This is a genomic window from Streptomyces sp. NBC_00425 (assembly GCF_036030735.1).
Classification (GTDB): Bacteria; Actinomycetota; Actinomycetes; order Streptomycetales; family Streptomycetaceae; genus Streptomyces.
In genome coordinates, this window is the sequence record NZ_CP107928.1 from 5,444,695 (window position 1) to 5,463,803 (window position 19,109).

Sequence of the window (19,109 nt, forward strand, 5' to 3'; positions counted from 1 at the left end):
GAGCAGTGTGATGCGAGGCGTGGTGTTCGACGGTGAGCGGGTCGAGGTCGTCGACGACCTGGAGGTGCGGGACCCGGAAGCCGGCGAGGTGCTGGTCGCCGTCGCGGCGGCCGGGCTGTGTCACAGCGACCTGTCGGTCGTCGACGGGACGATCCCCTTCCCCGCGCCGGTCGTCCTCGGGCACGAGGGCGCGGGCGTCGTGGCCGCGGTCGGCCCCGGGGTCACGCATGTCGTGCCCGGGGACCATGTCGCGCTGTCCACGCTCGCCAACTGCGGCGCCTGCGCGGAGTGCGACCGGGGCCGCCCCACGATGTGCCGGCAGGCCATCGGGCGGCCCGGGAGACCGTTCACGCGCGCGGGGCGCCCCCTCTTCCAGTTCGCGGCCAACTCCGCCTTCGCCGAGCGGACGGTGGTCAAGGCCGTGCAGGCGGTGCCGATCCCCAAGGACGTCCCGCTGACGTCCGCCGCGCTGATCGGGTGCGGGGTGCTGACCGGCGTCGGGGCCGTGCTGAACCGCGCGCGCGTGGGCCACGGCGAGAGCGTCGTCGTCATCGGCACAGGCGGGATCGGGCTCAACGTGCTGCAGGGCGCGCGGATCGCGGGCGCGCTGCGGATCGTCGCCGTCGACGCGAACCCGGCGAAGGAGGCGACGGCCCGGCGGTTCGGGGCCACGCACTTCCTGACGTCGGCGGACGGCGTGCGGGAGGTGCTGCCGACGGGCGCGGACCACGTCTTCGAATGCGTGGGACGGGTCGAGCTGATCCGGACCGCCGTCGACCTGCTCGACCGGCACGGTCAGGCGGTGCTGCTCGGAGTGCCGCCGGCGACGGCCGAGGCGTCCTTCCGCGTCTCCTCGCTGTTCCTGGACAAGTCGATCCTGGGCTGCCGCTACGGCGCCTCGCGCCCCCAGCGGGACGTCGCCCTGTACGCGGAGCTGTACCGCGAGGGCCGGCTGCTGCTCGACGAACTCGTCACCCAGACCTACCCGGTCGAGGACTTCGAGAAGGCCGCGGCGGACGCCGAGGCGGGACGGGTGGCGCGCGGAGTGCTGACGTTCTAGTGGGTGGTGTCGGGCGGGGTGGCGTCGGTCGTGCGGAAGGTGCGGCGGTAGGCGGTCGGGGTGACTCCGAGTGCGGCCTGTAGGTGCTGGCGCATCGACTGGGCGGTGCCGAAACCGGCGTCCCGGGCGATCCGGTCGACGGACAGGCCGCTGGACTCCAGCAGGTGCCGGGCTCGTTCGACCCGTTGCTGGGTGAGCCACTGGCCGGGGCTGACGCCGACCTCCTCGCGGAAGCGGCGGGTGAACGTCCGCACCGACATGGCCTCCCGCTCGGCCATGTCGCGCAGTTGGAGGGGCTCGTGCAGGCGGCCGAGCGCCCATGCGCGGGCGCCGGTCGTGGTCGCCTGCTGCGGGTCGGGCACCGGTCGCGCGATGTACTGGGCCTGACCGCCGTCGCGGTGCGGGGGCACGACGGTGCGGCGGGCCACGTCGTTGGCTACGGCGGTGCCGTGGTCGCGGCGGACCATGTGCAGGCACAGGTCGATGCCGGCGGCGACGCCGGCCGAGGTGAGCACGTCGCCGTCGTCGACGAAGAGCACGTCCGGGTCGACCTTGATCTGCGGGAAGAGCCGCTGGAGGTGTTCGGCGTCGGCCCAGTGCGTGGTCGCGGGACGGCCGTCGAGGAAGCCGGCCGCGGCCAGCACGTACACGCCGGTGCAGATGGAGGCGAGCCGGGTGCCGGGCCTGACGCGGTCGAGGGCGGCGGCGAGTTCGTCGGTCAGGACGCCCTCCTCGAAGACCGGGCCGAGCTCATAGCTGGCCGGGACGATCACGGTGTCGGCGGTGGCCAGCGCCTCGGGACCGTGCTCGACCATGATCGCGAAGTCGGCGTCCGTCTCGACGGGGCCCGGCGGGCGCACCGAACAGGTGACGACCTCGTACAGAAGGCGTCCGCGGGCGTCCTTGGGGCGGCCGAAGATGCGGTGCGGGATGCCCAGCTCGAAGGGGAGCAGACCGTCCAGGGCGAGGACGACGACGCGATGGGGGCGGGGGGCGTACTCGACAGGACCCATGGCCCGATCCTAGCGAACGCTGTCCTTCGGGCCAGTCGTCCGTCCCGCCCGGATGTCAGAAGCTCGGTGGCGTGCATCAGACGACCGAGACCCGGGAATCCGCCGGGGAACAGAAGCCCGTGTCCGACCGTGCCCACGGCCGCGTGTCCGGCCGTCGCCGGGCCCGGATCCACCGCGCCTGGTTCGTCGCCGCCGTCACCTTCGTCACGATCATCGGCGCGGCGGCCTTCCGCTCGCTGCCCGGTCTGCTCATCGACCCGTTGCATGCGGAGTTCGGCTGGTCGCGCGGCACGATCGGTGCGGCGGTCTCGGTCAACCTGGCGCTGTACGGCCTCACCGCCCCGTTCGCGGCCGCCCTCATGGACCGGTTCGGCATCCGCCGGGTGGTCGCCGCGGCGCTGACCGTGATCGCGGCCGGCTCGCTGCTGACGGTGTGGATGACGGCGGCCTGGCAACTGCTGCTGTACTGGGGCCTGCTGGTCGGCCTCGGCTCGGGCTCGATGGCGCTGGCCTTCGCCGCGACCGTGACCAACCGCTGGTTCACCGAGCGCCGGGGACTGGTCACCGGCATCCTGACCGCCGCCTCCGCCTCCGGCCAGCTGGTCTTCCTGCCGGTGCTGTCCTGGACGGTCCTGCGGTACGGGTGGCGCCCGGCGGCCGTCACGGTGGCGCTGGCCGCGCTCACCGTCGTCCCCTTCGTGTGGCTGCTGCTGCGGGACCATCCGGCGGACGTGGGTCAGAAGCCGTACGGTGCACGGGAGTTCACGCCGAAGCCGCCGCCGGTGCGGGGTGCGGCCCGGCGCACGCTGCGGGTCCTGTCCTCGGCGGTGCGCACCGGCCCGTTCTGGCTGCTGGCCGGCACCTTCGCGATCTGCGGCGCCTCGACGAACGGCCTGGTGCAGACCCACTTCGTGCCCGCTGCGCACGACCACGGCATGCCGGTGACGGCGGCCGCCTCGCTGCTGGCCGTGATCGGCGTCTTCGACGTGGTCGGCACGGTCGCCTCCGGCTGGTTCACGGACCGTTTCGAGCCTCGCCGGCTGCTGGCGGTGTACTACGCGCTGCGCGGCATGTCGCTGCTGTTCCTTCCGGTGCTGCTGGCTCCGTCCGTGCATCCGCCGATGGTCTTCTTCATCGTGTTCTACGGGCTCGACTGGGTCGCCACCGTGCCGCCCACCCTCGCCCTGTGCCGCGAGCAGTACGGCGAGGACAGCGCCATCGTCTTCGGGTGGGTGCTCGCCTCCCACCAGCTGGGCGCGGCCCTGGTCGCCTTCCTGGGCGGCGTGGCGCGGGACGCCTTCGGCTCGTACGACGTCGTCTGGTACGGGTCGGGCGCGCTGTGCGCGGCGGCGGCGCTGATGGCCCTCGTGATCCGTCGCCGGCCGGCCACGGCGGCCCTCACGCCTGCGACGGGCTGAGCGTGACGGCGCCGGCCCGAGCATGATGGCGTCCGCGCTGCGTAACCGGTCCGGGGCGGCTACTCCGCGTACTGTGTGGCTACATTCGGTGATGGGTGGCCGGGCCGCTGAGCGTCGTCCCGCCGTCCGCTGTCCGTGGAGGCGATTGATGACGTCGTTGGCCCGTCGTGACGTGCTGAAGTGCCTGCCGGTCGTGGCCGGCGCGGCCGTGACCGGAACGGCGGTGACCGGAACGGCGGCCGCGCGCGCGGCCGGCTCGCGCGGGTCGGCCCTGCGGGCGGACGCCGACGCCGGGTTCCCGCAGCCGGAGACGCGCCGGGCGGACCCGGACACGGGGCGGCTCGCCACCCGGCTGACCGTCGCGTTCACCGAGCTGGCGGTCCCCGGCGTGGGCAGTGTGCTCACCCGCGCCTACGAGGGGTCGGTCCCGGGGCCGACGCTGCGGGTGCGGCCCGGGGAGACCCTGGAGATCATGCAGGTCAACGCGCTGCCACCGAACGCCGAGGCGATGCGGGAAGCACATCCGGACATGAATGTCCCGCATCACTTCAACACCTTCAACCTGCACACCCATGGCATGCACGTGGACCCTTCGGGTGAGGCGGACAACGTCTTCCGTGCCTTCGAGCCCGCAGCCGTTCCGGGGACCACGACCGCCCACCGCAGCATCGTCGACGTCCCGGCGGATCATCCGGCCGGCACCTTCTGGTACCACCCCCACCTTCACGGCTCCACCTCGAGCCAGCTGCTGAGCGGGATGGCGGGCGTGCTCGTCGTCGAGGGGGACGTGGACGAGGTCCCCGAGATCGCCGCGGCCAAGGAGGTCGTCGTCTGCGTCAGCGAGCTCAAACTGTCCGGCGGACGGGTGCCGGATCTGACCTCGCACGGCGTCTGGGACGACATCCCCTCGACGTTCCTGGTCAACGGGGCGAAGAACCCCGTTCTGACCATCGCCCCGGGGGAGATCCAGCGCTGGCGTGTCGTCAACGCCGGAGCCCTTACCGCTCACTTCCTCAGCGTGGGCGGCCAGGAGATGCACCAGATCGCCTGTGACGGCGTCACCTTCATGAAACCCGTCGCCACCACCGGCGTGACGCTGCCCATGGGAGGACGGGTGGACCTGCTGGTCCGCGGCGGCAGGCCCGGCACCTACAAGGTGTCCGGTGGGGGTCCCTCCCACCACCTTTTCACGCTCGTCGTCACCGGCGCCCCCCGCACGATGTCGCTGCCGGCCGAACTGCCCGGCCGGCCCACCGAACTGCCCGAGCCGACCCGCACCCGGACGCTGACCTTCCGCAGTTACGAGAACGTCTTCTCAGGCGCCTTCCCGAACGCCTACCGGATCCTGGGCGACGGTGAGACGCCGCCCGCCGACCCCGGGGCCGGCCGTGACGACCTCGCCTGGGGCCGTCTCTGCGCCGACTACGTCAACCAGCGCGTCCGGCTGGGCGAGGTCGAGGAGTGGACGATCGTCAACGACTCCCACGCCCACGCCCACAGCCATCACCCCTTCCACCTGCACACCAACCACTTCCTGCTCACAGCCGTCGACAACCGCAAGCTGGCCACACCGGTCTGGCACGACACCGTCGCCGTCCCGCCGAACGGTTCGATCACCTTCCGGCTGCGCGCCGAGGACTTCACCGGACGGTCGATGCTGCACTGCCACCAGCTCCAGCACGGCGACGAGGGCATGATGCAGATCGTCGACTACGTGCGCTGAGCGGCCCGCCCGCCGGCGGTCAGCGGAACCGGCCCCGGTGGAACAGCAGCGGCGGCTCGTCCGCGCCGTCCGTCCCCAGGGCGTTCACCCGTCCGACGACGATGAGGTGGTCGCCGCCCGTGTGGACCGCGTGGATGGTGCAGTCGATCCAGGCGAGGGCGCCGGCAAGGCGGGGAGCGCCCGAGACCGGCGCCGGGTCGTGGTCGACGCCGGCGAACTTGTCCGTGCCGCTCGCCGCGAACGCGCGGCACAGCGCCTGCTGGCCCGCGCCGAGGACGTTGACGCAGAAGACGCCCGCGCGGGCGATCCGCGGCCAGGTGGTGGACGTCCGGCCGACCATGAAGGCGACCAGGGGCGGGTCGAGGGAGAGCGAGGAGAACGACTGGCAGGCGAAGCCGGCGGGGGCGCCGTCGCCGTCGGCGGCGGGCGCCGTCACGACCGTCACACCCGAGGCGAAGCTCCCGAGGACACGGCGGAACTCGCCCGCGTCCACCGGCGCCCGCTCGTCCTCCCGGACACAGCGCAGCTCGGGCCGCGGCAGCGGTTCGACCGGCCGGCCCTCCGCCCGCAGATACCGCACGGCCGCGGCCGCCATTCCCGCATGTCCCATCACATCCCCATTGAAGCTGACGGTTCGTCAGATAGGAAGGGGTGTGCGGATGTGCGCGGATCCCCGGGCGCTCAGCGGCCCCGGAAGGCCGCCGCGCGGCGTTCCGTGAAGCTCTTCACGCCCTCCTGCGCGTCCGCCGTCGTCATGTTGATCTCCTGGGCGGCGGCCTCGGCGGCGAAGGCGGTCGTGCGGTCGGCGTCGAGGGAGGCGTTGACGAGCTGCTTGGTCAGGGCCAGGGCGCGGGTCGGGCCGGCGGCCAGCCGGGCCGCCCACTCGCGGGCCGTCTTGTCCAGCTCGCCGTCCGGGACGACTCGGTTGACCAGGCCGAGGCGTTCCGCGTCGGCCGCGCCGAGCGCGTCGCCGAAGAACATCAGCTCCTTGGCGCGCTGCGGGCCCACCAGACGCGGGAGCAGATAGGCGCCGCCGCCGTCGGGGACCAGGCCGCGGCGGACGAACACCTCGATGAAGCGGGCCGACTCGGCGGCCAGCACCAGATCGCACGCGAACGCGAGGTGCGCGCCCAGACCGGCCGCCGTGCCGTTCACGGCCGCGACGACCGGCTTCTCGCAGTCGAGGACAGCGGCGATCAGGCGCTGGGCGCCCACCCGGAGGGTGCGGGCCACGTCCCCGGCGATCCGCTCGCCCGCCGCCGTCCCGCCCCGCAGGTCCGCCCCCGCGCAGAACCCCCGGCCCGTGCCGGTCAGGACCACCGCCCGCACCTCCGGGTCGGCGGACGCCTCGGCGAGCAGCGCGATCAGACGGTCGCGCAGGTCCGGGGTGAGGGCGTTGAGCGCCTCGGGGCGGTCGAGGGTGAGACGGGTGACGTGGTCGTCCGTCGTGCTCAGGATCGAGGGGGCGGGCATGCGTGTCCTCCGTTTCGGCAGGGGCGGACCACCGGGCGGCGGCCCCGCCCCTCGTCTCGGCGTCGGTCCGGCCCGGTCCGCGCGGCGGACCTCACCGGCACACCGCCAGCGCGTCCAGGGCCACCGCGCCCTGCCCGCACGGCAGCACCACCAGCGGGTTGATGTCGAGCTCGGCGAGGTCGCCGCCCAGCTCCAGGGCCATGCGCTGCACCCGCAGCACGACCTCGACCAGCGCGTCCACGTCCGCCGGCGGACGGCCGCGGACGCCGTCCAGCAATGCCCGTCCGCGCAGGTCGTCGAGCATCGCGCGGGCCTGGTCCTCGCCGAACGGGGGCACCCGCACGGCGGCGTCCCGCAGGACCTCCACCAGCACCCCGCCCAGCCCGACCGTCACCGTCGGCCCGAACAGCTCGTCGTGGGTGACGCCGACCACGGTCTCCACGCCCCGCTCGACCATCTGGCACACCAGGACGCCGTCCAGCGAGACGCCCTCGTAGCGGGCGATGTCGGTCAGCTCGCGGTAGGCGTCGCGGACCTGGCTCGCCGAGGTCAGGCCGATCTTCACCAGGCCCAGCTCGGTCTTGTGGGCGATCTGCGCGCCGGACGCCTTCATCACCACCGGGTAGCCGACCAGCCCCGCGGCCCGCACGGCCGCCGCCGCGCTGGTCACCAGCTGCTCGCGCGGGACCCGGATGCCGTACGCGCGCAGCAGCTGCTTCGCCGCGTGCTCGCTCAGCTGCTGTCCGGGCCGCATCAGCAGCTGCGCCTTGCGGTAGGACGGCGAGAGGGTGCGGGGGGCCTCGTCGAAGGGCGAGCGGTAGTCGCTCACGAAACGGTGGTGCCGCAGATGGGCGCGGACCGCCGTGACGCAGTTGGCGAGGGTGCGGAAGGTCGCCACCCGGGAGGATCCCAGCAGTACGTCACGGTAGGCCGGTTCGGTGCCCACCGGGGATCCCCAGACCACGCACACCAGCTTGTCGGTCTGCTCGGCCGCGTCCACCAGGTCCCGCACGAGACGGTCGCTCAGCGGCGGGAACGGGCCGGTGATCGGACAGATCAGGACGCCCACCCCGGGGTCGTCGAGGATCGCGTCGATGATCTTCCGGCCGCGCGCGTCGCCGACCGGATGACCGCCGTTGTCGACCGGGTTGGCCACGTTCAGGTACTCGGGGATCCACTGGTGCAGCTCGGCCTGCTTCGCGGCCGACAGGGCCGGCAGCTCCAGGCCGGCCGCCGTGGCCAGGTCAGCCGCGTGGGCGCCGGTGCCGCCCGAGATGGAGTAGATCACCACGCCGGACGCCCGTGGCGGCCGGGCGCGCGCCAACAGGGCGGCCGTGTCCTGGAGTTCGTCCAGGCCGTCGACGCGGATCACGCCGTACTGCCGCATCGCCGCGTCGACGACCTCGTCCGCGCCGGTCAGCTTCCCGGTGTGGGTGGCGGCGGTGCGGGCGCCGTTCTCGGTGCGGCCCACCTTGACCGCGACGACCGGCACCCCGCGCCGGGCGGCGCGGTCGGCGGCGAGAAGGAAGGACCGGCCGTCCTTCAGGCCCTCCACGTAGCAGGCGATCGCCCCGACCTCCGGGCGTTCGGCGAAGTAGGAGAGGAAGTCCGCGGTCTCCAGGTCGGCCTCGTTGCCGGTCGGCGCCCAGTGGGAGAGGCGGACGCCGAGCTCCTGCAGCGCGAAGACCGGGCGGCCCTGGTGCCCGGACTGGGTGATGAGCGCGATCGACGGTCCGGTGAGATCGTCGCGGAACCGCTCGAAGGCGTTGAGGTTGGTGTTCGGGCCGAGAAGACGGACACCGGCCCGTTCCACGGCCGCCGTCAGACGCTCCTGCTCGGCGGCGCCCGCCTCGCCGGTCTCCGCGAAGCCGGAGGCGAAGACGACGGCGAACTTCACCTTCGTCCCGGCGAGCCGCTCGATCACCGGCACCGGGTCGGCGACCAGCAGGACGGCCAGGTCGACCTGTTCGGGCAGTTCGGCGACGGAGGGGAAGCAGGGGATGCCGAAGACGGTCGCACGGGTGGGGTGCACGGGATGCAGCCGCGCCCCCACCCGCTCGGCCCAGTCCACCAGTTGTCGGGTGACACCGGTGTTCGGGCGGCCTTCGGCGTCCGAGGCGCCGACGACCGCGACCGACTCCGGCCGGAAGAACCGGTCCAGGTCGGGGACGTCCGCGTAGAGGGGACGGCCGCTGACGTCGAGGTCGTCCGCCTGGGCCGGCCGGCCGTGGACGGCGGGCCCGGGTTGCTCGCCGCACGCGATGACCCGGGCCCGGCGGGAGTCGGTGGTGAGGGTGCCGTGGGTTGATCCAAGCATCGGTCCGCCCGCTCCTGTGTGACTGCCATGGGTGACTGTCAAGTAACTGACGCTCTGTCAGGTTACATTCCTGACGGACCGTCAGGAATGGTCGTGCACACAGTCGTCCACACCGAAACCAACGGGGACGTCCGGACCGGACCGTCCCCGCCGCGCCGTCGGCGCACCCCGCCGACGCCCCGCCGACACCCTGCGGGTACTCCGCCTACAGCGCCGCCAGCACCTCCCTGGCCACCCGCTCGCCCGAGCGCACCGCTCCGTCCATGAACCCCATCCAGTGGACGGAGGTCTCCGTGCCGGCCCAGTGGATGCCGCCGACGGGCCGCCGCAGGGCCGGACCGTACTGGGTCAGCACGCCGGGCGCGCCGATGGAGACGGGCCCGCCGCGGGTGTAGGCCTCGTTGTTCCAGCGTTGCAGGACGAAGGAGGTGGGGGAGGCCGCTTTCGCGCCGAAGTACGTCACGTAGTCCTTCAGGACCGCCGCCTTGACCTCGGCCTCGCTCGCCGCGTCCAGCTTGCGGGCCTCGTCGGCCTCGATGAAGCCCATCAGCGCGCCGTACGAGGCGTCCGGCGGGGAGTTGTCGAAGGTCGAGCTGATCACGCCGGTGTCGCTGACCACCTGGCCGTTGAGGCCGTCGGCCCGCCAGAAGGGGGTGTCGTAGATCGCGATGGCCTTGCCCACCGAGGCCATCGGGAGGCGCTGGGTGAGCTGGTCGCGGTCGGCGGGCAGCAGCGGGTCGTACGTGATGCGCGCGGCGAGGGGCGGCGGCACGGCGACGACGACGCGCTTGGCGGTGACGGTGAGGCCGTCGGCCGTGACGACGTACTTGCCGCCGGACCGGCTGATCGTGCGCACCGGCGCGTTCAGCGCCACCCGGTCGCCGAGCGTCGCCGCGAGCTTGACCGGCACCAGCTGGGAGCCGCCGACGAAGCGCTGCTCCTGGGCGCCGTTCGCGGTCTCGGTGAGGCGCTCGAGGGTGCCGGGGGTCGACTCGTTGCCGGCGGCGGCGATGTAGAAGAGTACGAAGAGCAGCGAGAGTTCGCGCGGCTCGGCCGAGAAGATCGAGGTGCACGCCACGTCCAGCAGGAACTTGGCGGACGGGACCACGGCGTTGGCGCGCAGCCAGCTCTCGAAGGTCTGCCGGTCCCACTCCTCGGCCTTGGCCGCGGTCCAGGGCGCGTCGACCGGGACCGTCTTGGCCATGTCGTCCAGCGAGGCCTGCACGATCGCCGCGTTGGCGAGGCCCGCGACGTCGACCGGCGGGACCGAGCCGAGCGGGCCGTCCGTGGCGTACGGGGTCTTCTTGCCGTCCTTGTAGAGCAGGTTCTTGCCGGTGTTGTAGGTGGCGAAGGTGGCCACGCCCAGGGAGTCGGCGAGCGCCTTGATGCGGTCCTGGGTCGGGCCGATGAACTCGCCGCCGCCCTCGGTCACCCCGCCGTTCGCCAGGGGGAGGTTGACCACCCGGCCGCCCACGCGGTCGCGGGCCTCCAGGACGACGACCGTGCGGCCCGCGGCCACCAGGTCGCGGGCCGCGGTGAGGCCGGCCAGTCCGGCGCCGACGATCGCGACGTCGACGTCCCGGGCAGCCGCGGCGGCCGGGCCGCCGGCGGTCGCGGTGAGGGCGGTCGCGCCGGCGGCCACGGCCGCGGTGCGGCCGAGCAGGGAGCGGCGGGACATTCTGGGGGTCGGCCGGCTTTCACTTGCCACGTGCGTCCTCCGACGGGCTTCGGGAGCGAGAGGGGCTGGAAGGGGTGGAACCTGAAAGATGAACAGGTCTCACATTCTGGCTCCGCGAGCGGGCGCACGACAACGCTCTCGCCACATCTTGCACAGGTGTAACGAGCAGGTGATTCAAGGGAGTTACCGGTGGTTACATCGGCGTCTGCAAAGATTGCGCGGAGTCACCGGCTCCGGCGGCGCACCGCCTTGGCGATCCGTTCCGCGTCCATCGCCAGCTCACGGAGCGTCCCGCTGATGGGGGTGGTGTAGCCGGTGAAGAACAGGCCGGGGGCGTCCTTCGGGGTACGGGGGCCGTGGGCCACGGGTCTGCCCTCGTCGTCGAGCACCCCGAGATGTCCGACCAGGCCCTCCAGGGCGCGGACGTACCCGGTGGCCGCGACGACGGCGTCCGGGGAGATCCGGGAGCCGTCGGCGAGCGCGACCTCGCCGTCCTCGAAGCCCTCCACGGCGGCCACGATCTCCACCCGGCCCTTGCGTACGGCGTCGATCAGGCCGACGTCCTGCACCGGGATCGCGCCCTGGCGGGCCCGGGTGTAGAGACCGGTGTCGGGGCGCGGCAGCCCGTGCGCGGACAGGTCGGGGATGCTCGCCTTCGCCATCACCCGGGAGATCCGGTCGACGAGGGCGACGGGGAGCCGGCGGATCATGATGCCGCTGTACTGGGCGGCCCACCCGGCGGTCGAGCGGCGCACGATGTGCGGGACCGTGCGCACCGCCAGCCGCACCCGCCCCGCGCCGTTCTCCACCAGGTCGACGGCGATCTCCGCGCCCGTGTTGCCCACGCCGACGACGAGGACGTCCCGGCCGGCGTACTCCTTGCCGCTGCGGTAGTCGGCGGCGTGCGTCAGGTCGCCCGTGAACGCCTCGCGGCCGGGCCACCGGGGCAGGTGCGGGGTGTGGTTGTAGCCGGTGGCGACGACGACCGCCGAGCCGACGAGCTCGCGCCCGCCGGTGGCGCGCAGCAGCCAGCCGGTGCCGTCGGGGGTGCGCTCGACGCGGGAGACCTCGACGCCGGTGACGATCTCCAGCTCATGGACCTCGGCGTACTTCTCGAGGTAGCGCACCAGGTCGTCGCGCGCCACCCACCGCCCGAAACGTCGCGGTATCGCCAGGCCGGGCAGGGCCGAAAGGCGCCGGGTGGTGTGCAGATGCAGCCGGTCGTAATGGCGTCGCCAGGACGCGCCCACCGTGTCGGCCTTCTCCACGACGACCGCCCGTATGCCCTGGGCACGCAGCGCGTACGCGGTGGCGAGTCCGCCTGGGCCGCCGCCGATGACGTAGACGGGGCGGTCGGCCGGGTTCGCGGCAGTGATCGCCTGGGGGGCCGGGCGCGGTGCGGAGTCTTCCATAAGCGCGAGCGTATTCACGCGTGACGTTGATGGGTCTCGGTCAAGACCGGAATTGGTTGCGGATCGATCACGGGTGGGGGAGAGGTGGGTGGAACTTGTGACGTAGGCCACTTGCTTGTGTGTAGACGGAAAAGGAGGGGCGCGACATCGAGAGTCCGGGCCGACGTGCTCTTCGAGCTGACCGAAGCGGTGCGGTGCGCTGAGAACAAGCTCAAGGCGCCGGTCGCGCTCCCCCTCGCGCATGAGACAGGGCGCGGACGCGGCACCCTGCGCGGGGCGCCGAACAAGGTCTGGTGCGCTCGAGTTGAGCACTGCTTGAATGTAACAGTGATCGAATTAGCGGCGATGCTGATCGTGGCCGGACTGACAGCTCGGTTGCTCTGGAGGAAGGTCAAGCAGCGTGAGGATGCTGCTGCTCGGGGAGTTGTGATCAAGGTTCCCTGTCTGCTCCGGCATCCCGCGTTCGAGGGCCGGTGGCTCCGTGGGCGGATAGTGATCGGCCCCACCTCGATGGCCTGGGAGAACCGCGGCAGGGGTGGCGCGGCAGTGTTGCTTCCGGCAGGGTTGCGCCAGGTCGGCGTACGTTCTCCTTCGCTGCGTGAAGCAGCTTGGAAGATGAACGGCAGGTCCAGGATCGTCGAGTGCGCCTCCTCTGAAGGCGCCGTTCTGGTCGCGGTGATGCCGAACGAGTTGGACCACGTCCTCACCGCCCTGAGCAGGAACGGCACCGCGTAGACAGCGGCTTTCCACGGCTCGGCACCCGAGGCCTCTTCGCCGCCACACCAGCGCCGGGCGGCTGACTGACAGGGCCTTCCTCGACTGTGAAAGTGTCGGGAAGGCCCTGTCAGTCCGCTGATGGTGCTGGTCGTATGTCGGCTAACTGATGGTCTGGTAGTCGGTGAAGGCTTCGGATGCCACGGTGACCTGTTGTGTGCCGCTGGTGGTTATGTCACAGAATGCACGGACTCGACTGGAGTTTGGTGTTGTTGCCCAGAGGTTGAGTTTGCCGTCGTTGTCGGCGTCGGGTGCTGCAGTGAAGGTGGGCACAGTGCTGGTGCTCCAGTTGGAGCCGATTCCTGTGCGGTTGGTGACGCCGATGTCATAACCGTTGTCGCCTTGCTCGCCGTGGAAGACCCAGAGTCCTCCGACGTCAGGGCGGTCGTAGCGGACGACGAGGTCGGCTCGTCCGTCGTTGTTCCAGTCTCCGGGAGCGGCCAGGGTGATCTCATTGATTTTTGAGTCTCCGTTGGCGAGGGGGTCGTCGGGGCCGCCCAGGAGGACCGGGTCGCGGTCGCTGTCGAGGCGGTCGTCGCTGTTGCCGTAGTAGAGCCAGACAAAGGTGCCGTCGTTGACTATGAGGTCGGGGTAGCCGGGGGTGTCCGGGGTGTCGTCTGCATCGACGTCCAGAGGGCCGTCGACGTCGCCTACGGCGAGGATCTGCTTGACGCCGTTGCTCCAGTGGTTGTTGGCATCGTCGTAGACGGTGAGTTCGCGTTCGTCGTTGTCGGTGCCGGGGCAGTCGGTGCAGGCGAAGCCGGAGCCGTCGTTGGGGTGGATCCGCAGGCGGTTGGTGTCTGCGGTGGCGTCGTGTTCGAGGGAGATGAGGTCCTCGTAGCCGTCGCCGGTCCAGTCGCCGCGCCGGGTGATTTTGGTGCCGGTCCAGTTCCCGATGGCGGCGGCCTCGGCTCCTTGTGTCAGGGTTCCGTTCCCAGCCCCGTAGAAGCGGTTGAGAGTGCCGTCCTTGCTTATCCCGTACACGTCGGTGTTGCCGTCGCCGTTGATGTCTCCGGCCTTGTCGGCTGTCTTGAGTCCGTTGGCGTAGAAGGGGTAGTCGGTGGTGTCCGACTTGTTGCCGGCCCTGTCCAGGCTGCGGGCGTAGAGGTGGTTGGTCCCGGCATTGGTCGGAGTGAACGTGACGTTGACGCTGCCGCCTGCGGTACCGGGTGTCGCGGTGCGCACAATGGGGTCGGTGTCCGTCCAGTACTCGTATCAAGTCGGTAGAACCCTCAAGGACTGGCTTTTCTGACGGTTTCTGCACTTTGCACTCTCTGGTGGGCATCAGGAAGTGCGGTCTCGTAAAATTCCCTCAGGTGAGATAAATTCCGGCAAGATCGAAGAGTTGAGGGTGGAATGCCTGAACGTTCATACCCGCGCGTGATGAAGGGGTGGAGTAATCCTCCGATCTCATGCCCGGATGAGAAGTGGGCATCTCAACATGACGCTGCTCGGCTCCTGGAAATCTCCGCGGCCCGGGTAGGGTGGAGAATTGTTTGCGGCTATTTGACCCCTGCTCGTAACAGTCGGGGTGAGGCCGGAGTGACGCGGTCGAGCGTTGATAGGGATCGAGAGTGGCTCGCGTCGGCCTCGCTGGGAGCCAAGGTTCTAAGGGTATTCAAAGGGCTAGTGCGCTGGTTCTGAGGCCCAGGTGGTCGAGCCGTGAGGAACGGTGGCCGGCCATGTCTGGGTTCCGCCCTTGCCGTAGTTGATGGAGCCGGAGACCGTGGTCGCGGGCGCAGCAAGGGGCTGGTTCTGCGCCCACCTGCGAAGGCGTTCATGGCGGAACGCCTTCGCAGGCCGGCCTTGCGGTTCACGCGGTCATCTGCGCGGGGGTGTGCGGGACGTGTGTGCCGTATGTTGCTGCGCTCGCCCTCGGCAGCCTCGCCCACATTCGCGTCCCGCCGCCGGGTTCGTGGGCCTCGCCGAAGCCCCAGCTGCCGTCGCAGGAGCGGCAGACGCAGGCGAGGACTCGCAGGGCCGCACGGCGGCGGGTGTCGCACGCTGCGGTGAGGTGGGGCTGTGTGTGGCGGGGGTGGCTGTCATAGACGATCACGCGCAAGGTGTCGGCCCGGTAGCGGAGCGAGACGTAGAAGTTCGGAGACTCCGTGAACTGGGCGGCCACTGCGGTCAGTTCGCCCACCGCCTGGAGCGCCGGGTCCAGCATGTCTTGCAGTCCGTGCGCCTTGAGCAGCTCACGTGTGGTCGTCCTCGCCAGGGCAGGGCTCGCCAAGGCCGCGGGGAGCGTGAGGCTGTAGGCAAGGGTTTCGGGGACGGGGGCGCTGAAGTCCGCAGGGAAGGTGGGGGCGATGGGACAGCGTGAGGTGGGCATGGGGGTTCCTTGTCGTTCGTGATCGTGTTCCGGCCGCAGTCGGTGGCTCGTCTCCCTGGCGCGGGCCCGCCCCTCCCAGGGGAGGAGCGTGCGGGCAGGCTCGCGCGGTGCACTGCCGACTGCCATCTGTAGTGGACGCACTACCCAATGTACTGGCTGTGGGGCCAATTTTGTTCCCCAGCAGGGAAACTTCACCCCCCAGTGGCTACGCAGTGTGCGTAGACGGCACACTTCTTGTGACCACACGCGGAGGGAACTGCATGGCAGCCAGGACGTCACCGACGGAGCGTCAGAGGCGAGTCGGGGTCGAGGTGCGGAAGATGCGCACCTCGGCAGGAATCTCTGCGGAGAAGGCCGCCGGGTTGCTCGGCGTCGACCGGGCCAAGATCTCCAACATCGAGACGGGTATTCGCGCCATCAGCCCCGAACGTGTGCGCACGCTCGCCCGCAACTGCGACTGCCGCGACGAGAAGTACGTCGACGCGCTGGCGGAGATGGCGCGCCCCGGGCAGCGGGGCTGGTGGGACAGGTACCGTGGCTCACTCCCCCAAGGGATGCTCGACATCGCCGAGCTGGAAGGCCACGCCGTACGGATGCGCGCCGCCTATTCCATGCATGTCCCGGGGCTGTTGCAGACCTCCGACCACGCGCTCGCCGTCTTTCGGGTCGTGGTCCCGCAGTTGCCGGACCATGAGGTCGCCTTGCGGCTCGCCCACCGCGTGGAGCGTCAACGGGTGCTGGACGGCGACCGTCCGCCGGTGTTCGTCGCCATCGTGCATGAGGCCGCGCTCCGGATGCGCTTCGGGGGTCGGGAGGTCGCGAGGGGCCAACTGGAGCATCTGCTGAAGAAGTCCGAGCAGGACAACGTGACGCTTCTGGTTATCCCGTTCGACGCGGGTGGGTTCCCCGGGGCGGGGCAGACCGTGTTGTACGCGGAGGGACACGTACCGCAGCTCGACACCGTGCAGCTCGACAGCTCCCACGGGCCTGAGTTCCTCCATGCGGAAACCCAGTTGGCGAAGTACCGTGCCCACCTGGACTGGATGGAGCGCATCGCTCTTTCGCCCTCGGCGTCGTGCGAACTCATCCGCAGCATCGCCAACGATCTGTGAGGAGAACCCCCATGAGCGAGATCACCTGGGATGAGCCGTTCTGCGGTGAGGGAAACTCCTGCTTCCGCCTCGGTACCGACCCCGACGGCAACGCCTACATCGCCATAGCCGGCGCCGAGGACGTCTACCTCGTCGATTCCCGTGAGGCGCTCCGGACGATGATCCTCGACATCAAGGCGGGGAAGGCCGATCACCTGCTCTGAGGCGGCTCTCCGTCCTGTCGGATGTAGTGGCTCATGCGTGTGCGACGTCCGGGACCTCGCGGGGTTTCCGTGGGGTTCCCGGGCAACGCCATCTGACGTACCGTCAGATTCATGGATGCGATCTGGCTCGACGGGGCTGAGTGGCTGGCGGTGCTGCGGATCGGGCTCGGGCTGTGGTGGCTGGAGAGCTGGCGGCACAAGGACAAGAAGGCCTGGTTCGAAGACGGCGCCGGCATCGGCTGGGCGGCGGACGTGGCGGCGAAGCACCGCTGGAACGCCGTCCGCTCCGGGTTCGCCGTGGTGGTGCAGCCGCGCCCGCGCGTCATGGCGTACGTCGTCGTCTACGCGGAGCTGGCGCTCGGCCTCGGCCTGGTCCTCGGCTTCCTCACCCCGGTCGCCCTGGCCGCGGGCCTGCTGCTCAACCTGCTCTACCTCGTCCTCATGATCCATGACTGGGCCGAGCAGGGGCAGAACTCCATGATGGCGCTGATCTCCGCGGTGGCGCTGGGCGGGATGGCCTGGCAGACGTGGTCACTGGACAGCGCGCTGGGGTGGTTCCGATGAGTGCGGCCGCCCGGTACGACCTGCCCGAGGCCGACGCCTTCACCCGCGTCTACTGGGACGCCGCCGCCGAGGGCCGGCTGCTGATCCGGCGGTGCGGCGCCTGCGCGCGGGCCCACCACTACCCCCGGGAGTTCTGTCCGTACTGCTGGAGCGAGGACGTCACCTGGGAGGACGCGAGCGGCCGGGCCACCCTCTACACCTGGTCCGTCGTCCACCGAAACGACCTGCCGCCCTTCGGGGAGCGCACGCCGTACGTCGCCGCGATGGTCGATCTCGCCGAGGGACCGCGCATGTCGACGGAGCTGGTGGGCGGAGCCGAGCCGCGCGCCGGCATGGCGCTGACGGTGGTCTTCCGGGACGGGGCGCCGGTGTTCCGGGCGGTGGCCGAGGGGCCGCCCGCGTCGGGCCGGACAGGTGTTCAATGAGCGGATGACCGAGATCCGTGAGCCCTCCTCAGCGCCCGCCACGCCCTTCGTGTCACCCGGCGGCCCCTCTCGGCCGTCCGCGCCGCCCGCTCTGCCGGCGGCGCCCGTCGTCGACGGCCACGGGCTCCGGCTGCGGGTCTGGGACCCGGAGTCCGCAGCCGACGTGGACGCCTGGCTGCGCGGGCTCACCGATCCGGAGTTCCTGCGCTGGAACACGCCGCTGCGGATGGTTTCGGACGCCGCCAGTGCGCGGGAGTCACTGGAGAGCAAGACGGCGGACGCCGCCGCCGGACGCTCGATGACGTTCTGCGTCACGGACGCGGCCGACGGGGCGATCCTCGGGCAGGTCGGCGTCAGCGCGATCGAACGCGTGCCGAGCCACGCCAGCGTCGGCTACTGGGTGCTTCCAAAGGCGCGGGGCCGGCACGTCGCCACCCGCTCGCTGCTGCTCGCGGCCCGGTGGGCGTTCGCCGAGATCGGTCTGCACCGGCTGGAGCTGGGTCACGCCCTCGGCCACGACGCCTCCTGCCGGATCGCCGAGCGCTGCGGCTTCCGGTACGAGGGGACGCTGCGCGGGGCGATGTGGGAGGCCGGACGCACGGACGCCTTCCGGGACGTCCACGCGCACGGCCGGCTGTCGACCGACCCCGAGCCGGAGTCCCCCTGACGGCACGGTAATTGGCAGGCGGGGAGCGGCCCTCTCGCGTCACGATGGGCCATGCGCCCTGACGACTGGCATCTCACCCACGACCTCGACGCGTTCCTCGAGCGCGCCGGCGATTTCCTGCGCTCCCGCCCCGCGCTGCACACGGTCCCGCTGACCGTCGTCGACAGTCTGCGCCGCAGGGGCCCGCACGTGTACGGCACGGAAGACCCCCTCTTCGGCGCGCTCGACACGGGCGACGGCGTCACGGGGGTGTTCTTCCGCACGCCCCCGCACCGGCTCAACCTCACGTCTCTGACCGAGGAGGGGGCCGAGGCCCTCGCCGAGCGGCTGGCCGCCGACGGACACGACTTCCCCGGGGTGTCCTCGGACCGTGACACCGCCGCCCTCTTCGCGGCCGCCTGGAGCCGGAGGACCGGCCTCGAGTCGCGGCAGGTCGAGCGGCAACGCCTCTACCGGCTGGGTGAGTTGACGTCCCCCGGACCGGTTCCGGAAGGCCGGGCGCGGGTCGCCGTCGCGGCCGACCGCGACCTGCTGATCCGCTGGCACGACGCCTTCCTGGACGACACGGGCGCACACACCGGCCAGGACGCCGGCGCCTGGGCCGACTCCCGGATCGCCTACGGCGGGATCACCCTCTGGGAGACGCCGGACGGCACCCCCGTCGCCATGTCCGGCGCCACCCCGCAGGTCGCCGGCCAGGTGCGGGTCGCCCCCGTGTACACCCCGCCCGCGCTGCGCGGCCGCGGCTATGCGGGCGCGGCGACCGTCGAGGTGAGCCGCGCGGCGCAGGCCTCCGGCGCGGCGGAGGTCCTCCTCTTCACCGACCTCGCCAACCCGACGAGCAACGGCCTCTACCAGCGCATCGGCTACCGCCCGGTGACGGACTTCGCGGTGCACGCGTTCGGGTGAGGAAGCCGCTGGTCCCGTTCGGGTGAGGG

At 71.4% G+C, this 19,109-nt stretch carries 18 protein-coding genes; 10 read left to right on the forward strand and 8 right to left on the reverse strand.

Translation table 11 applies throughout. The features are described 5' to 3' along the window. Positions 1-10 precede the first annotated feature (10 nt). The gene (locus OHS82_RS23570; protein WP_057578990.1) at positions 11-1,060 is read left to right on the forward strand and encodes a Zn-dependent alcohol dehydrogenase; all 1,050 of its coding nucleotides are present in this window, start codon (positions 11-13) and stop codon (positions 1,058-1,060) included. Here OHS82_RS23570 and OHS82_RS23575 read toward each other — a convergent pair. Then, entirely contained in the window at positions 1,057-2,073 is a 1,017-nt protein-coding gene (locus OHS82_RS23575) for a GlxA family transcriptional regulator (protein WP_057578988.1), read from the reverse strand. The two genes, OHS82_RS23570 and OHS82_RS23575, sit on opposite strands and share 4 nt — an antisense overlap. Positions 2,074-2,192: 119 nt before the next feature. On the opposite strand from OHS82_RS23575, the gene OHS82_RS23580 reads away from it, so the two are divergent. Continuing rightward, positions 2,193-3,491: an MFS transporter gene (locus OHS82_RS23580; protein ID WP_057579389.1), complete on the forward strand. Its 1,299-nt coding sequence runs from the start codon at positions 2,193-2,195 to the stop codon at positions 3,489-3,491. 148 nt (positions 3,492-3,639) lie between these two features. After that, entirely contained in the window at positions 3,640-5,214 is a 1,575-nt protein-coding gene (locus OHS82_RS23585) for a multicopper oxidase family protein (RefSeq protein ID WP_328434416.1), read from the forward strand. A gap of 19 nt (positions 5,215-5,233) precedes the next feature. On the opposite strand, the gene OHS82_RS23590 is transcribed toward OHS82_RS23585, so the two are convergent. The 5 genes from OHS82_RS23590 to OHS82_RS23610 all read right to left on the reverse strand — a co-directional run bounded on the left by OHS82_RS23590 (position 5,234) and on the right by OHS82_RS23610 (position 12,094). Further along, positions 5,234-5,824 (reverse strand): flavin reductase family protein, encoded by a 591-nt coding sequence (locus tag OHS82_RS23590; RefSeq protein WP_242433157.1) that lies wholly within the window; start codon positions 5,822-5,824, stop codon positions 5,234-5,236. Between the two features lie 71 nt (positions 5,825-5,895). After that, entirely contained in the window at positions 5,896-6,687 is a 792-nt protein-coding gene (locus tag OHS82_RS23595; protein WP_057578982.1) for an enoyl-CoA hydratase/isomerase family protein, read from the reverse strand. A gap of 91 nt (positions 6,688-6,778) precedes the next feature. Then, positions 6,779-9,004 (reverse strand): acetate--CoA ligase family protein, encoded by a 2,226-nt coding sequence (locus OHS82_RS23600; RefSeq protein WP_266720986.1) that lies wholly within the window; start codon positions 9,002-9,004, stop codon positions 6,779-6,781. A 205-nt stretch (positions 9,005-9,209) separates the two neighbouring features. Beyond that, positions 9,210-10,682: a flavin monoamine oxidase family protein gene (locus OHS82_RS23605; RefSeq protein WP_057578978.1), complete on the reverse strand. Its 1,473-nt coding sequence runs from the start codon at positions 10,680-10,682 to the stop codon at positions 9,210-9,212. 224 nt (positions 10,683-10,906) lie between these two features. After that, a complete protein-coding gene (locus OHS82_RS23610) occupies positions 10,907-12,094 on the reverse strand; it encodes a flavin-containing monooxygenase (RefSeq protein ID WP_057578976.1) in 1,188 nt (395 codons plus the stop codon). A 165-nt stretch (positions 12,095-12,259) separates the two neighbouring features. Between OHS82_RS23610 and OHS82_RS23615 the strand changes: the two genes are divergently transcribed. Beyond that, the gene (locus tag OHS82_RS23615) at positions 12,260-12,829 is read left to right on the forward strand and encodes a hypothetical protein (protein WP_328434417.1); all 570 of its coding nucleotides are present in this window, start codon (positions 12,260-12,262) and stop codon (positions 12,827-12,829) included. A 141-nt stretch (positions 12,830-12,970) separates the two neighbouring features. Here OHS82_RS23615 and OHS82_RS23620 read toward each other — a convergent pair whose 3' ends face one another. Beyond that, a complete protein-coding gene (locus OHS82_RS23620) occupies positions 12,971-14,053 on the reverse strand; it encodes an FG-GAP repeat domain-containing protein (RefSeq protein ID WP_328434418.1) in 1,083 nt (360 codons plus the stop codon). A gap of 628 nt (positions 14,054-14,681) precedes the next feature. Then, complete coding sequence (locus OHS82_RS23625; protein WP_328434419.1) at positions 14,682-15,200, reverse strand: ATP-binding protein; 519 nt, start codon at positions 15,198-15,200, stop codon at positions 14,682-14,684. A 260-nt stretch (positions 15,201-15,460) separates the two neighbouring features. Between OHS82_RS23625 and OHS82_RS23630 the strand changes: the two genes are divergently transcribed. From OHS82_RS23630 to OHS82_RS23655, 6 genes are all read left to right on the forward strand, one after another. Continuing rightward, positions 15,461-16,312 carry a helix-turn-helix domain-containing protein gene (locus OHS82_RS23630; protein WP_328434420.1) on the forward strand — a complete coding sequence of 284 codons (852 nt, stop codon included), beginning with the start codon at positions 15,461-15,463 and terminating at the stop codon, positions 16,310-16,312. A gap of 11 nt (positions 16,313-16,323) precedes the next feature. Beyond that, positions 16,324-16,515 carry a hypothetical protein gene (locus OHS82_RS23635; RefSeq protein WP_328434421.1) on the forward strand — a complete coding sequence of 64 codons (192 nt, stop codon included), beginning with the start codon at positions 16,324-16,326 and terminating at the stop codon, positions 16,513-16,515. 111 nt (positions 16,516-16,626) lie between these two features. Continuing rightward, a complete protein-coding gene (locus tag OHS82_RS23640; protein WP_057578974.1) occupies positions 16,627-17,079 on the forward strand; it encodes a DoxX family membrane protein in 453 nt (150 codons plus the stop codon). Continuing rightward, positions 17,076-17,504, forward strand: a complete 429-nt coding sequence (locus OHS82_RS23645; protein ID WP_328434422.1) for a Zn-ribbon domain-containing OB-fold protein — start codon at positions 17,076-17,078, stop codon at positions 17,502-17,504. The genes OHS82_RS23640 and OHS82_RS23645 overlap by 4 nt, the downstream gene beginning before the upstream one ends. 4 nt (positions 17,505-17,508) lie before the next feature. Then, positions 17,509-18,171 (forward strand): GNAT family N-acetyltransferase, encoded by a 663-nt coding sequence (locus OHS82_RS23650; protein WP_328434423.1) that lies wholly within the window; start codon positions 17,509-17,511, stop codon positions 18,169-18,171. A gap of 51 nt (positions 18,172-18,222) precedes the next feature. Further along, positions 18,223-19,080 (forward strand): GNAT family N-acetyltransferase, encoded by an 858-nt coding sequence (locus OHS82_RS23655; RefSeq protein ID WP_328434424.1) that lies wholly within the window; start codon positions 18,223-18,225, stop codon positions 19,078-19,080. Positions 19,081-19,109 lie beyond the last annotated feature (29 nt).